The sequence below is a fragment of the Chromobacterium sp. FG89 genome (assembly GCF_057808735.1).
Genome location: NZ_JBMDIQ010000015.1, coordinates 87,702 through 102,260, shown reverse-complemented (window position 1 = coordinate 102,260; position 14,559 = coordinate 87,702). Strand labels below are relative to the sequence as shown.

The window sequence follows — 14,559 nt, the reverse complement described above, 5'->3', positions numbered from 1 at the left end:
GAAAAAGCCGGATCAGACACCCGGCTCGGCATTCAATTGTTGCAAAAGATCGGCGATTTTATCAGGGTCTTCGCTTCTAAGCATGCGCGCCGTAATCGGCGCGATCTGATCCAGGTGGGTATTGAGCACCTGTTGCTTGACCGCCAGCAAGTTGGCCGGATGCATGGAGAACTTGCGCAGGCCCATGCCCAGCAGCAAACGCGTCAGCCGGGCGTCGCCGGCCATCTCGCCGCACACCGACACCGGCACCCCGCCCTTGATGCCGGCCTTGATGGTGTGCAGGATCAGTTTCAGCACCGCCGGATGGATGGGGTCGTACAAATGGCTGACAGAGTCGTCGTTGCGGTCGATCGCCAGCGTGTACTGGATCAAATCGTTGGTGCCCACCGAGAGAAAATCGATATGCTTGAGAAAGCTGCCCACCACCAGCGCCGCCGACGGGATTTCAATCATCGCGCCCACTTCGATGTCCTCGGCGTAGGCGATGTTTTCCTCGCGCAGCTCCTGCTTCGCGTATTCGAACTGCGCCAGCGCCTGCTTCAGCTCCGGCAAGGAATTGACCATGGGGAACAGAACCTTGATCTTGCCGTGCACCGAGGCGCGCAGCAGCGCCCGCAGCTGCGCGCGGAACATCAGCGGCTCGGCCAGGCATAGACGGATGCCGGTCAGGCCCAGCGCCGGATTGTCCGCCACCGCGTGGTTCAGCCATTTCGGATTCTTGTCCGCGCCCAGATCCATGGTGCGTATGGTCACCGGCAAACCCTTCAGGGTTTCCGCCACGTGCCGGTAGGCCTCGTACTGCTCGTCCTCGTCCGGCAAGGTGTCGCGCCCCAGAAACAGGAATTCGCTGCGGAACAGGCCCACGCCCACCGCGCCGGACTTGCGCACGTCTTCCACGTCCTGCGGCAGCTCGATATTGGCCAGCAGTTCGATCGCGGTGCCGTCCTGGGTCTTGGCGTTGGATTTGCGGATGGACGACAGCTTGCGCCTTGCGTCGCGCCAGGCGCGCAGCCGGCGTCGATACTCCGCCAGCACCAAATCGTCCGGATTGATGATCACCACGCCTTGCAAGCCGTCGACGACGATCAGCTCGTCTTCGCGGATCAGTTCGCGCGAATGATGCAGGGCGATCACCGACGGCAGGTCCAGGCTGCGCCCCAAAATCGCGGTATGCGAGGTGGCGCCGCCCACGTCGGTGATGAAGGCGGCGAAGTTGGAATCCTTGAAATAGACCATGTCGGCCGGCGACAGATCGTGCGCCACCAGAATGTGGTCGTCGACCAGATCCTCCGGCGCCGGCAGCTGCGGTACGTCGCCGTCCAGGTTCTTGAAAATGCGCTCCACCACTTGCAGCACATCGTTCTTGCGTTCGCGCAGATAGTCTTCCTCGATCGCGTCGAATTGCTCGACCAAGGACTCGCATTGCAGCTTCAACGCCCACTCGGCGTTGCAGCGCTGTTTCTCTATGATTTCGCGCGGCTCGCGCGAGATGGTGACGTCGCCCAACAGCATGATGTGCAAAGACAGGAAGGCACCCAGCTCCGCCGGCGCGTTCTCAGGAATGCTGCCCCACAGCATTTCCAGCTCTTTGCGGGTGTCGCGAATCGCTTCGTCGAAACGCGCCAATTCCGCCGGGACTTCCTCGTCGTCCAGCAGATAATGCGCGACATCGTCCATGCTGCGCGAAATCAAATGGGCGCGGCCAATGGCAATGCCGCCGCCTATGGCCACCCCGTGCAGGATGATGCTCATCGTCCCATCCTCAGACTCCGGCTTATTCGGCCTCGTCGAACCGGTTGTTGATCAGGGCCACCAGGGCGTCCAGCGCCACTTGCTCATCCTCCCCGCTCACTTCCAGTTCCACGGTCGCGCCCTTGGCCGCCGCCAGCATCATCACGCCCATGATGCTCTTGCCGTTGACCCGGCGATTGTTGCGCGCGATGAAGATATCGCTTTTATAGCGGCTGGCCAATTGGGTGAACTTGCTGGAAGCGCGTGCATGCAGGCCGAGCTTGTTGATGATTTCGACTTCAATTCGCAGCATTGCCTTCCCCCGGAATAATATAAAGCACGCCCTCCAGGCCGCCCGTGATCGCCTTGCTGACGACGATCTCCAACGGCTGGCTGCTATAGCACAAGGCTCGGACCACCATGGGCAGGCTCGCCCCGGCCACCGCCTCCACCCGCCCCGGCCGGATCAGCCGGCTGGCGATATTGGACGGCGTGCCGCCATACATATCGGTCAGGATCACCACCCCGTCGCCCGCGTCCAGCCTGTCCACCAACAACTGGGCTTCGGCTTGCTTGCTTTCCGGGTCATCGGTCTTGTCGACCGCCATCACCGCCAGATTTTCCGGCTCTCGGCCCAGGATATGCCTGGCGCAATCCGCCAGACTGCGCCCCAGGTCGCCATGCGCGATTATCAATACACCTACCATGCCTGATTCTTCATGTTGGCAGCGTCGTCGGCGCAGAGCCGGGACGCTGAAGCAAAAAGGTTGATCAACACGTCAGTCCGCCATTGTATCAGCAGTATTCCGCCAGAGGCGGCCGGCGTCAGCTTTAAACCGCGGCCCTCCGCCTTGTATAGCGCGCTTTTCTCGGCCAGCGCAACGGCAAAAAAACGTCAGCACACCCGGCTCCGGTACCAGCCCAGCTTATCCGCCAAGCCCACCACCTCGCCGACGATGATCAGGGCGGGCGACGCGATATGATGTTTGGACATCAGTTCCGGCAGGTCTTCCAGCGTGCCCGCCACCGTGCGCTGACGCTCGGTGGTGGCCCACTCCACCGCGGCGGCCGGCGTCGTCGCCGGCTTGCCGTGTTCGATGAAGGCCCGGCACAACTCCTGGGCGGTGGAAACCCCCATGTAGACTACTACGGTCTGGGCCGGCCGAGTCAACGCCGGCCAGTCAAGGTGAATGCTGCCATCCTGCTTGTGGCCGGTGACGAAGGTCACCGACTGCGCGTAGTCGCGATGAGTCAGCGGGATGCCGGCGTACGCCGCCGCCCCGCTGGCGGAGGTGATGCCGGGCACCACTTCGAAGGCGACGCCGTGCGCCGCCAGCGTCTCGATCTCCTCGCCGCCGCGGCCGAAGGTGAACGGATCGCCGCCCTTGAGCCGCAGCACCCGCTTGCCTTGTTGCGCCAGTTCTACCATCAAAAGATTGATGTCGCCTTGCGGCAACGCATGGTTGGCCCTGGCCTTGCCCACGTAAATGCGCTCGGCGTCGCGCCGCACCAGTTCCAGCAGTTCCGGCGCCACCAGATTGTCGTGCAAGACCACGTCGGCCTGCTGCATCAAGCGCAACGCGCGGAAGGTCAGCAAATCCGGATTGCCCGGTCCCGCGCCCACCAGATAGACCGCGCCCTGCGCCGTCTGCGCGTCGGCGTTCTCCAAGCGGCGCTCCATCGCCTGCTCGGCGGCGGCTTCGTCGCCGTTGATCACCGCCTCGGCCAGCGGCCCCTCCAGCACCGACTCCCAAAACACCCGCCGCCGCTCGACGTCGGGAATGCCGGCCTTGACCCGGTCGCGAAACCCGGCGGCAAAGCGCGCCAGACGGCCGAAGCCGCTGGGAATCAGGCTTTCCAGCCGGCCGCGAATCAAGCGCGCCAACACTGGCACGCCGCCGCCGGAGGAGACGGCGATCAGCAGGGGGGAACGATCCACGATGGCCGGGGTGATGTAGCTGGACAATTCCGGGTCGTCCACCACATTGACCGGGATATTCAAGGCCTGGCAGGACATCGACACTTGGCGGTTGATCTCGCGGTCGTTGGTGGCGGCCACCACCAGGCGCCGGCCCCGTACTTGGGCCGGCTCGAAACAGGCGCTCAAATGCGTCAACTGCCCCTGCCGCGCCATCTCGGCCAGCTCCGGCGTCAACTCCGGCGCCGCCAACGTCAGCTCCGCGCCGGCGGACAGCAAAAGCCTCGCCTTGCGCAGCGCCACCTCGCCGCCGCCCACCAGCAAACAGGAAGCGCCTTGCAATTTAAGGAAGATCGGGAAGTAATCCATATGGCCAGCTCCGCAACAATGTTTGCAGCATACTGCATTTGTTGCATAAAAACGACGCTGGCGAATGCTATCAATATTACGAAAAGCGCCCTGTTTTGCGCCTGGTGCCATCATGGCAGCTTTGCGCGCCATCGCGCCTCCGGAGATCTGTTTGAACCCAGCCTTACGCCGCCGGGCCAGCCCGCGTCGCCGCCTGTTCGCCACCGCGGGCTCGCTATGCCTGTTCGGGGCCGACTACGCGCACGCCGCGGCCTCGGACTGGCTCGCCGGCTGGCCTTTGCTCATTCCCATGCTGGCATTGCTGGGCCTGCCGCTCTGGCGGCGCCGGCGGCAGCTGAGCGCGCTCCGCCGCCAGGTCAGCGACAGCCGGCAAGCGCTAGCGCTGTGCGACGCCGCCGGCCGCCTGCTCGCCGTCTCCGGCCATGCGCCCGCGCCCGCGCGCCAGGACGGCGGCCTGAGCGGCTACGGCTTCAGCCCGCACGATCTCGCTTTGCTGCTGGACCCGGCTCATCCCGGCCATCACGACGGCCTGCTGGCGGCCCACGCCGATTTGCTGGCTTTCCCGCTGCCCTGCCCGCTCCCCGGCCATCTCTTGCTGCGCCTGCAGCCGCCGCCCGCCATTCACGGCCCCGGCGGCGATTGGGGCGGCTGGCGGCTGGCGCTGCAGGACGCGCGGCTGGGCTTGCTGGAATTCGACCTGGCCGGCCAAGCGGTGCGCGGCGCGCCGCAAACCCTGCACGCCCTGCTGGGCCTGCCGGCCGACGCCGAACGCCTGGCGTTCTCGCGCTGGCTGGAACTGTTGCACCCGGAGGACCGTTCGCTGTTCACCGCCCTGCTCAGCCATCCGGAGCAAAGGCAGGAAAGCGCCAGCGGCATGGAGTTCCGCGTGCGTCACGCCCACGGCCACTGGGAATGGCTGGAGCAGCGCACCCAGTTCCACAAGGACGAGACGGGCCGCATCAGCCATATCCACGCGCTGTGCCAGATCGTCACCGCGCGCAAGCTGGCCGAGTCCGCGATGCTGCGACGCGAACAGGAATTCCGCACTTTGGTGGAGAACTCGGAAGACGTCATCGCCCGCTACGACCTGGAGCTGCGCTGCCAATTCATCAACCGCAGCGTCAGCCGCTATTCGACGCTGACGCGCGAGGAACACCTCGGCCGCAGCGTCCACGACAAAGCCTGGCCAGAAGCCGCGCGCGCGCGCTTCGCCGAGGAGTGCGAACAACTGATCGCCGGCGGCGAGGCGCGCCGCTTCGAGCTGGAGCTGAGCCTTGGCCCTCGGCGCTGCATTTTCGAAGTGAGGCTGTTTCCCGAATTCGGGCTGGGCGGCGAACTCCGCAGCATTTTGGCGGTGGAGCGGGAAATCACTCACAGCCGCCAGAGCGAACGTTTGCTGGCGGAGGAAAACGCGGTGATGGAGATGATCGCCGGCAATGCGCCGCTGCAAGACACCTTGAATCAGATCTGTCGGATGATGGAGTCGCAGCTGAATCGCGGCGTCTGCTCCATCATGCTGCTGGACCCCGCGGGGGAAACGCTGAGGCTGGCCGCCGGCCAAAGCCTGCCGGCCGGTTATCGCAAACTGCTGGAACAGGTGCCGGTGGGCCCGGAGGCCGGCTCCTGCGGCACCGCCGTCCACCGTAAAAGCCTGGTCATCGTCGAAGACATCGCCAGCAGCCCGCTGTGGGCCGGCTACCGCGAGCGGGTGGCGCCCTTCGGCCTCAGCGCCTGCTGGTCCACCCCCATCTTCTCCAGCGACCGCCGCCTGCTCGGCGCCTTCGCCATCTACCATCCTGAGCCGCGCCAGCCCGAGCCGGAAGAACTGCAGCTGGCGCAGCGCAGCACCCACCTGATCGCCATCGCGCTGCAACGCGACGCCCACGAGAAAAAGCTCTATCAGCTCGCCACCCTGGACGAGCTGACCGGCCTGTGCAACCGCCGCCAGTTCATTGCGCTGTCCAGCCGCGAGATCGAGCGCAACCGGCGTTACCAATTGTCCTTGACCGTGTTGATGATGGACCTGGACCACTTCAAGAACATCAACGACCGTTACGGCCACGCCAAGGGCGACGAGGTGATCGTCCACTTTGCCCAAAGCTGCCGCAATGTGTTGCGCAGCACCGACATCTGCGGCCGCCTGGGCGGCGAGGAGTTCGCCGCGGTGCTGCCTGACACGCGGATGGAAGACGCGCTGCTGGCGGCGGAACGCCTGCGCCGCGTCGTGGCGGAGGCCCGCCTGCCGGGCGGCGAGGCCGGCCCTCTGCAATACACGGTCAGCATCGGCGTCGCCGTGCTGCGCGCCGACGAGACCGACATCGACGAAGTATTGGGCCGCGCGGACAAACAGCTGTACCAGGCCAAACACAACGGCCGCAACTGCATCAGCGGCGAGGAATTGCTGCTATTGCGCTAAAATGCCGGCTTGAATCCCTATCCCAAGATGTCCACCGTGAGCGCCTGGCAAACCGATTACCTCTCCCATCCGCTGTATCTGCCCGTCCGCGACGCCGCCGCGCTGATCGCCCCCGCTTCCTGGCCGGAGCAGGCGGATTACGACCAGTTGCTGCGGCGCTATCGCCGGCAGCGCCCGGACGCGCTGCCGCCCGAGCTGCGCTTCGCCTGCGATCTGGAGCCGGAAGCCTATTACGAGATGCATATCGGCCATACCGGCGAGATTCCCACGCGCACCGGCAATTGGCACGACTGGTTCAACGCGCTGGCCTGGCTGGCCTGGCCGCTGAGCAAGCTGGCGCTGAACCGCCGCCACCTGCGCGCCATCGCCCGCGGCGAAACCAAGCGCGGGCCGCTGCGCGACGCCGCCACGCTATTGGACGAATGCGGCATCGTCGTCGCCATCTCCGATCCCGACTTCAGCCGGATGCTGGACGATATGGAGTGGCCGCGCCTGTTTCTGAAACACCGCCAGGACTGGGGCCGGCGCATCGGCGTCCACGCCATCGGCCACGCGCTGTTCGAAGTCGGCCTGCGGCCGCATATCGGCTGGTGCGGCAAGGCCTTGCCGCTGCAGGTGCCGGCGGAATTCTTTGCTTGGGAAGAGGCGCGCCGTCTGGCGCACTTGGACGAGGCGCTGGCGCGCCGGCTGGACGACGACGCCTTCATGCCGGCGCCGCGCGCGCTGTGGCCGCTGCCGCTGCTGGGCATTCCCGGCTGGTGGCCGGACAACGAAGACCCGGCCTTTTACGATAATCGCGATTATTTCCGGCCGACGCGGCGGGCGAAGTCCTCCAGCGTCACCGACTGAAGCTCGGCCGTCATCGGCCCCAGCAGGCTTTCCACCCCGGCACCGACATCGTCGTCGCGGTAGTTGTCGCTGCGATAGACGAATAGTTCGAACAGCTCCACCATGCAGATGGCCGACAACTTCTTGCCCAGCACCCAGCCGTCGCGCTGGCTTTTCTGCACAAAGCCGCGGGAGCTCAACATGTCCAGCACCCAGCCCAGCTCGTCGTAGCCCACCTTCACCTGGCTGCGCAATTTCACCGGGCTCAACAATTCGCCGCGGTTCTGCGCCTCGTCCAGCAACAGCAGCACTTCCACCGCATCGAGAAAGCGCCGCCTGGGCTCAAAGCGCCGCCGCCAGGCGTCGCCTTCCCAATAGGACAGCGAGGCGGTGAACACCGCGCCGCTGAGCACCACCATCCACAAGCAATACACCCACAGCAGGAAGATGGGGATGCTGGCGAAAGCGCCGTAGACCAGCTGATAATTAGCCACCTGGCCAATGTAGAAGCCGAACAAGGCGCGGGTGGCCTCCAGCAGGATCGCGGTCAGCAAGGCGCCGACGCTGGCGTGCTTGATCGGCACGAAGCGATTGGGCACGATGCGGTACAACAGCGACAGCACCAAAGCGGTCAGCAGGATGGAGCCGCCGGCCTCGACCACATTGGCCAGCACCGGCAGCGCGTGGTCGAACTTGCTGATCTTGAACAGGCTGCGCCAGGCCAGCAAGCTGCCGCCCAGCACCAGCGGCCCCAGGGTCAGCACCGTCCAGTACACCATGCTCTGCTGCAATAGCGGCCGCCCGCGGCGCACGCCCCAGATGGCGTTGAAAGTTCGGTCTATGGTGGACATCAGCATCAACGCGGTCACGCCCAGCATCACGATGCCGGCGGCGGTCAGCTTTTCCGCATTATCGGCGAACTGACGCATGTAGACGGTGATCACCTTGCCGGCGAACTCCGGCACCAGCGTAGACAGCAGCATGATCTTGAAACGGGTGCTCAGATCGGAGAACACCGGAAACGCGGAAATCACCGTCAAAGCGATGGTGAACAAGGGCACCAGCGCCAGCAGCGTGGTGAAGGTCAGGCTGCCGGACACTTGCGCGACGCGATGGCTGCCCATGCGCCGGGCCAGAAAGCGGGCGAAGCCCAGATACGGTTCGATTCGACTCATTTGCATCCCGGCAAAATAATGGCAAAGCGCGGATCAGGCAAGCCGCGAAGACTTGCTTTATCATGCACCGGCTCGCGCAACGGCGCGCGCCTTATCGTTTTTTGACCTCAGACGGAAGATTCCAAACCCATGCAAGACCTCCTGGTGCTCTATTACAGCCAGCACGGCGCCACCCGCGAACTGGCCCGCCTGATCGCCCGCGGCATAGAGAGCGTGCCCGGCTGCCAGGCCCGGCTGCGCACCGTGCCCAAGGTGTCCGCGGTCTGCGAGGCCACCGAGGCCGCCGTCCCCGAGTCCGGCGCGCCCTATGTCGAAGCCGCGGACCTCGCCGAGTGCATCGGTCTGGCGCTGGGCAGCCCCACCCGCTTCGGCAATATGGCGGCGGCGGTGAAATATTTCCTGGACGGCACCAGCCCGGAATGGATGCAGGGCGCGCTGGCCGGCAAGCCCGCCTGCGTGTTCACCAGCAGCGCCTCGCTGCACGGCGGCCAGGAATCCACGCTGCTGACCATGATGGTGCCCTTGCTGCACCACGGCATGGTGATGGTGGGTCTGCCCTATACCGAAACCGCGCTGAGCCAGACCCGCAGCGGCGGCACCCCCTACGGCGTCAGCCATGTCGCTGGCGTGCGCAATGAGCAGCCGATCAGCGACGATGAAAAACAACTGGCGCTGGCCCAGGGCCGCCGGCTGGCGGAGATGGCGCTGAAGCTGGCCGCTCCGATTTAAACCTCCGGCGCATCGAAGAAAGCGCTGGGCGACGCGCCCAGCTCGCGCTTGAACATCGTCGCGAAGGCGCTGGGGCTGGCGTAGCCCAGGTCCAGCGCCACCTCCAGCACGCTGGCGCCGCGCGCCAGACGTTCCAAGGCCGCGATCAGCCGCGCCTGCCGCCGCCACTGTCCGAAGCTGAGCCCGGTCTCGCGCTGAAAACGGCGCTGCAAAGTGCGCGGGTCCATCGCCGCCTGCGCCGCCCACTCGGCGACGCCGCGCGCGTCGCCGGGCTGACCGAGCAGTTGCCGGCACAGCTGGTCCAGCGCCGGCGACGCCGGCTGCGGCAGGGACAAAGCCAGGCTGGGCAGGCTGCGGATCTCATCCAGAATCAAGCCCATCACCCGCTCCGCGCGGCTATCCGGCGGATAAGGCACGGCAATGCTGGTCGCCGCCTGGATCAGCTCGCGCAACAAGGGCGACACCGCCAGCACGCAGCACGTCTCAGGCAAGCCGTTCAAGGCGTCGCCGCGCACGTACACCGTGCGCATCCGCACCCGGCTCAGCATGTTCACCTGATGCCAGGTGGCGATGGGCAGCCAGATGCCGCGCGTCGGCGGCACGATCCAGCGCCCCTGATCGGTGGTGACCATCATCACGCCCTCCACCGCATACAACAGTTGGGCGGTGGGATGGGCATGCCGCGGCGATACGCCGCCGGCCGCGTAATCGCGCGCCTTGCCCACCACCGGCGCCGCGCCGCCGTCGTAGTCATGCAAATGATCAAAATCCGTCATAACGCCTCTTTTGCAAAGATGCCTGCCCTATTTTCGCAGGACGGGCGTTGCTTTGCTCGCTAGTATGACTTCACCCACTAGCTGAATGATTCTCAAGCCCATGACTACCGCCGCCGCCTCCGCGCCAGATCAAGACAGCACCCGTTTCCGCGTGCTGGGCGCCATCAGTTTCTCCCATTTTCTCAACGACATGCTGCAATCGCTGCTGCTGGCGATCTACCCGCTGCTCAAGGGCAATTACCAGCTCAGCTTCGCCGAGATCGGCCTGATGACCTTGACCTATCAGTGCACCGCCTCGCTGCTGCAGCCGCTGGTCGGGCTCTATACCGACAAGAAGCCGATGCCGTATTCGCTGGTGCTGGGCATGGGCGCCACCCTGTGCGGCCTGCTGCTGCTGTCCAGCGCCGGCAGCTTCCCGCTATTGCTGCTGGCCGCGGCGCTGGTGGGCACCGGCTCCTCGGTGTTCCATCCGGAATCGTCGCGGGTGGCGCGCATGGCCTCCGGCGGCCGTCCCGGTCTGGCGCAATCCATCTTTCAGGTGGGCGGCAACGCCGGCAGCGCCAGCGGGCCGCTGCTGGCGGCCTTGATCGTCATTCCCCTGGGCCAGGGCAGCATCGCCTGGTTCGGTCTCGCCGCCTTGCTGGCGATGGCGGTCTTGTTCAAGATCGGCCAGTGGTACAGCCATCAACAGCGCAAGGCCAAAGCCGCCGCCGTTACGCCGCCGCCGCTGTCGCCGGCGCGCGTGAAGCTGACGCTGTTCGCCTTGCTGGTGCTGCTGTTCTCCAAATACTTCTACACCGCCAGCATCACCAGCTACTTCACCTTCTATCTGATTCAGCATTTCGGCCTGGGCGTGCAAGCCGCGCAGCTGCATTTATTCCTGTTCCTGCTCGCGGTCGCGCTGGGCACCATCTTCGGCGGGCCGATAGGCGACGCCATCGGCCGCAAGCGGGTGATCTGGTTCTCCATCCTCGGCATCGCGCCGCTGACCCTGATGCTGCCCTACGTCAATCTGTTCTGGACCAGCGTGCTGTCGCTGGGCATAGGCTTTGTGCTGGCCTCCGCCTTTCCCGCCATCATCATTTACGCGCAGGAATTGTTGCCGGGCCGGGTGGGCATGGTGTCCGGCATGTTCTACGGCTTCGCCTTCGGCATCGGCGGCATAGGGGCCGCGGTGCTGGGCCAGCTGGCCGACAGCCACGGCATCGAATTCGTCTATCGCTTGTGCGCCTTCTTGCCGCTGCTGGGCCTGGTGGCCGCCCTATTGCCGGATCTGCGCGGCGACAAGGTTTGACACTGGCGCCGCCCTGCCCGGATACTTCCGCCATTCAATTTTTCCAACGCGCCTGCGGCGCCGTCCGAGCGCTCGGCGGCTTACCGGGCGCGTTGCCCATTCGGACAGAAAATCATGTGTGGAATCGCCGGCTTCTTCTCTCAACGCCCCGCCGCCGCGGCCACCGCCCAGGCCATGTTGACGGAGCTGGGCCGGCGCGGACCCGACGCCGCCAATCAATTATTGCTGAACGCGGACTGGCAGCCTGCGGCGGACGGCGACATCCACAACGCGCTGCTGCACGCGCGGCTGTCCATCATCGACCCGCGGCCCATCGCCAATCAGCCCATGGCCAGCGACGACGGCCAGGTCTGGATCTGCTACAACGGCGAAGTCTACGACTGGGCCGCCGACAAGGCCGAACTGGAAGCCGGCGGCGCGCGCTTCGCCACCCACTCCGATACCGAATTCATTCTGCGCGGCTACCAGGCCTGGGGCATTGAGGCCCTGCTGCAACGGCTGCGCGGCATGTTCGCCTTCGCCATCCTGGATTTGAAACAGCGCAAAGTGCACCTGGCGCGCGACCGCATGGGCGAGAAGCCGCTGGTCTATTCGCTGCTGGACGGCGATTTCGCCTTCGGCTCGCTGGTGCGCTCGGTGCTGCCCTTCCTGCCGCCGCAGCGGCGAGGCTTCTCCGCCGACGCCATCGACGCCTATCTGGCTCACCGCTACATTCCGGCGCCCGCCACCTTGTTCAGCCATATCCAGCGTCTGGAGAACGGCCACCGGCTGGAGTTCGATCTGGATACCCGTTCCTTGCGCAAGCTGCGCTACTGGCAGCCGGCCAAGGACGGCGGCGACTGGCTTCAGGAACTGGACCGCGCGGTGGCGATGCGCACCGTCGCCGACCGCCCTCTGGGCGTGCTCTTGTCCGGCGGCATAGACTCCACCGTGATCGCCAGCCGGCTGGCCACGCAGCAACTGACGCAATTCAGCAGCTTCACCGCCGCCTTCCCCGGATCCAAGCTGGACGAGGCCGCCGACGCCGCCGATTCCGCGCAAAGAATGGGGCTGGCTAATCTGGCGGTGCAGATGCCGGACAATCTGGCGGCGGATTTCGAACGCATCGTCGCCGACCTCGACCAACCCTTCGCCGATCCGTCCAGCTTCCCCACCTGGTATCTGTCGCGCGAAGTCAGCCGCCACGTCAAAGTGGTGCTGGTGGGCGACGGCGGCGATGAACTGCTGGCCGGCTACAAGCGGATCAACAAGCATTTGCGCACCCGCTGGCGCAGCCTGATCAAGCTGCCGCTGGCGATCAAACCGTCGCTGGACGGCAAGGGCGCCGGCAAGCTGGCCACCGAGTTGGCGATGAGCTGGCAGGACGCTTATTCGCTGCGCTTCTCCGGTTTCACCCCCGGCCAGCGCCTGTTCCTGCAAGGCCAGCGGCCGCTGTCGCGGCTCTGCCACTGGCGCGCGCCGGACGACATCGGCCCGCCGCCGGCCAACGCGCCGGCCGGCCTGCACCATTTGCTGGCGATAGACTTCGCCAACTATCTGCCGGACTACATCCTGCAAAAGTCCGACCTGTGCACCATGGCCCATGGCCTGGAAGGCCGCGCCCCGCTGGTGGATCACCGCTTCTACCAGACTTTGCTGGCGGTGGACGGCAAGCAGCGCTTCACCCAGCCGGCCAAGCTGATCTTCCGCCGCGCCATCCACCCGGCTCTGCCGGCGGACTTCTTCCAGCGCAAGAAGCGCGGCTTCAATCCGCCGCTGTCCGGCTGGCTGAAAACCAGCCTGGCCCCGCGCATGGACGGCCTGGGCGAGCGCCTGGCCCGCTTGAGCGGCGGCCAGCTGGACGCCGCCGCGGTGGACGCCTTCGCCGCCGCCTACCGCGACGGCGCGGAGCACCTGGCCGAGCAGATGCTGCAATTGCTGATCCTGGACGAAAGCCTGGCGCAGCTCAGCCGGCTGGCGGCGCAGGACTGAGAGTCGCCCGGCATCCAAGCCGGCGGAGGAAGCCGAATGCTCAAGGAGTTGACGACGCTTTCAAGGCCGCCTCGTCAACGCGCGCCAACACTACGGACGGGTGCTGAGCGACGCCGCGACGCATGCCATACCTATGGCCAGCGCCGCCCGGCGTCGCATCTGCTACATTCGACAACACATTTTCGTTTGAAAACGATAATGATTAGCATTAGTATTTTTAGGCAAGCCAAGCAAACAAAAATAAAGCGCTTACCCGCCAGGCTGGCGCCTTCAAGCGCCAAGCGGCCCGCTCGGGCCAAGCAGTGCCCTACTCAATTGAAACCAAAAGGAAACACTATGCGTCGCTTTGTTCAACTGGCTATCGCCACCGCAGCACTGACCGCTTCCGCCGCCGCCATGGCCAAGGAATACCCGATCGGCAAGCCGGCCCTGAAAAACGGCATGGAGATCGGCGCGGTCTACCTGCAGCCGACCAAGATGGAACCGGAAGGCATGATGCGCAAGGCCGAGGAGTCCGACATCCACCTGGAGGCCGACATCCACGCCACCAAGAACAATCCGAACGGCTTCGAAGAAGGCGCATGGATGCCCTATCTGGTGGTCAAGTACGAGTTGAGCAAAGTCGGCGGCAAGGAAGTGCTCAAGGGCGATCTGATGCCGATGGTGGCCAACGACGGCCCGCACTACGGCGACAACATCAAGCTGCAAGGCCCGGGCAAATACAAGCTGAAATACACCATCCTGCCGCCGTCGGCCAATCAGCACGCCCACTTCGGCCGTCACATCGACAAGGAAACCGGCGTGGGCCCGTGGTTCAAGCCTTTCGAGCTGAACTATGAGTTCACTTATGCCGGCATCGGCAAAAAAGGCGGCTATTAATCCCGTTGTTCTTGTAAAAACAGGATTAATGCGAATGAGAATGTAAACGCCAGTCATTCTCATGCGTTAAAATAAGACAGCGCATGCCCTCGCCTGCGCTGTTTTCAATCCGGAGACCCTTTCCGATGAAGTTCGCGCGCATGCTCCTGGCCGCCCTCGCGGCCTGCCTAGTGTCAATGTCCGTCCTCGCCGACGAGATGCCGGTGTTCAAGCTGGTGATGAAGGACGGCGTGTTCACGCCCGCCCGCCTGGTGGTGCCGGCCGGCAAGAAGTTCAAGGTTGAAGTGATCAACGCCGGCAAGACGCCGGCCGAATTCGAAAGCACGCCGCTGCGCAAGGAAAAGGTGCTAGGCCCCGGCGCGGAATCCTTCCTGGTGTTCCAGCCGCTGTCCCCCGGCGAGTACAAGTTTTTTGACGAATTTCACATGAAGACCGGCCAAGGCGTCATCGTCGCCAAGTAAACGCGGCCCGTC

General features: G+C 65.0%; 13 protein-coding genes. 7 read left to right on the top strand and 6 right to left on the bottom strand.

Going from position 1 to position 14,559, the window contains the following annotated elements; translation table 11 throughout:
- Nucleotides 1-12: 12 nt before the first annotated feature.
- From ptsP to cysG, 4 genes are all read right to left on the bottom strand, one after another.
- Nucleotides 13-1,752: a phosphoenolpyruvate--protein phosphotransferase gene (gene ptsP / locus ACODRW_RS15720; protein WP_107800734.1), complete on the bottom strand. Its 1,740-nt coding sequence runs from the start codon at nucleotides 1,750-1,752 to the stop codon at nucleotides 13-15.
- Between the two features lie 22 nt (nucleotides 1,753-1,774).
- On the bottom strand, nucleotides 1,775-2,044 hold the full coding sequence (locus ACODRW_RS15715) for an HPr family phosphocarrier protein (RefSeq protein ID WP_019100446.1): 270 nt from the start codon (nucleotides 2,042-2,044) through the stop codon (nucleotides 1,775-1,777).
- Nucleotides 2,031-2,426: a PTS sugar transporter subunit IIA gene (locus ACODRW_RS15710; RefSeq protein ID WP_253314210.1), complete on the bottom strand. Its 396-nt coding sequence runs from the start codon at nucleotides 2,424-2,426 to the stop codon at nucleotides 2,031-2,033. Before ACODRW_RS15710 ends, ACODRW_RS15715 begins: the two co-directional genes overlap by 14 nt.
- A gap of 200 nt (nucleotides 2,427-2,626) precedes the next feature.
- Nucleotides 2,627-4,018: a siroheme synthase CysG gene (gene cysG / locus ACODRW_RS15705; protein ID WP_488906132.1), complete on the bottom strand. Its 1,392-nt coding sequence runs from the start codon at nucleotides 4,016-4,018 to the stop codon at nucleotides 2,627-2,629.
- A gap of 151 nt (nucleotides 4,019-4,169) precedes the next feature.
- Between cysG and ACODRW_RS15700 the strand changes: the two genes are divergently transcribed.
- Both ACODRW_RS15700 and ACODRW_RS15695 read left to right on the top strand, forming a co-directional pair.
- On the top strand, nucleotides 4,170-6,434 hold the full coding sequence (locus ACODRW_RS15700) for a sensor domain-containing diguanylate cyclase (RefSeq protein ID WP_488906131.1): 2,265 nt from the start codon (nucleotides 4,170-4,172) through the stop codon (nucleotides 6,432-6,434).
- 27 nt (nucleotides 6,435-6,461) lie between these two features.
- Nucleotides 6,462-7,283 carry a DUF3025 domain-containing protein gene (locus tag ACODRW_RS15695; RefSeq protein WP_370646570.1) on the top strand — a complete coding sequence of 274 codons (822 nt, stop codon included), beginning with the start codon at nucleotides 6,462-6,464 and terminating at the stop codon, nucleotides 7,281-7,283.
- Here ACODRW_RS15695 and ACODRW_RS15690 read toward each other — a convergent pair.
- Complete coding sequence (locus ACODRW_RS15690; RefSeq protein ID WP_082158910.1) at nucleotides 7,235-8,437, bottom strand: YihY family inner membrane protein; 1,203 nt, start codon at nucleotides 8,435-8,437, stop codon at nucleotides 7,235-7,237. The two genes, ACODRW_RS15695 and ACODRW_RS15690, sit on opposite strands and share 49 nt — an antisense overlap.
- A gap of 129 nt (nucleotides 8,438-8,566) precedes the next feature.
- Between ACODRW_RS15690 and wrbA the strand changes: the two genes are divergently transcribed.
- The gene (wrbA, locus tag ACODRW_RS15685; RefSeq protein WP_107800738.1) at nucleotides 8,567-9,166 is read left to right on the top strand and encodes an NAD(P)H:quinone oxidoreductase; all 600 of its coding nucleotides are present in this window, start codon (nucleotides 8,567-8,569) and stop codon (nucleotides 9,164-9,166) included.
- On the opposite strand, the gene ACODRW_RS15680 is transcribed toward wrbA, so the two are convergent.
- Nucleotides 9,163-9,942, bottom strand: coding sequence for an AraC family transcriptional regulator (locus ACODRW_RS15680; RefSeq protein ID WP_488906130.1), 780 nt, complete (start codon nucleotides 9,940-9,942; stop codon nucleotides 9,163-9,165). The genes wrbA and ACODRW_RS15680 overlap by 4 nt on opposite strands.
- A gap of 100 nt (nucleotides 9,943-10,042) precedes the next feature.
- On the opposite strand from ACODRW_RS15680, the gene ACODRW_RS15675 reads away from it, so the two are divergent.
- From ACODRW_RS15675 to ACODRW_RS15660, 4 genes are all read left to right on the top strand, one after another.
- Nucleotides 10,043-11,236, top strand: coding sequence for an MFS transporter (locus ACODRW_RS15675; RefSeq protein ID WP_488906129.1), 1,194 nt, complete (start codon nucleotides 10,043-10,045; stop codon nucleotides 11,234-11,236).
- A 114-nt stretch (nucleotides 11,237-11,350) separates the two neighbouring features.
- Nucleotides 11,351-13,207: an asparagine synthase (glutamine-hydrolyzing) gene (asnB, locus tag ACODRW_RS15670; RefSeq protein ID WP_488906128.1), complete on the top strand. Its 1,857-nt coding sequence runs from the start codon at nucleotides 11,351-11,353 to the stop codon at nucleotides 13,205-13,207.
- A gap of 336 nt (nucleotides 13,208-13,543) precedes the next feature.
- Nucleotides 13,544-14,086, top strand: a complete 543-nt coding sequence (locus ACODRW_RS15665; RefSeq protein ID WP_019100457.1) for an iron transporter — start codon at nucleotides 13,544-13,546, stop codon at nucleotides 14,084-14,086.
- Between the two features lie 83 nt (nucleotides 14,087-14,169).
- A complete protein-coding gene (locus ACODRW_RS15660) occupies nucleotides 14,170-14,547 on the top strand; it encodes a cupredoxin domain-containing protein (protein ID WP_488876654.1) in 378 nt (125 codons plus the stop codon).
- Nucleotides 14,548-14,559 lie beyond the last annotated feature (12 nt).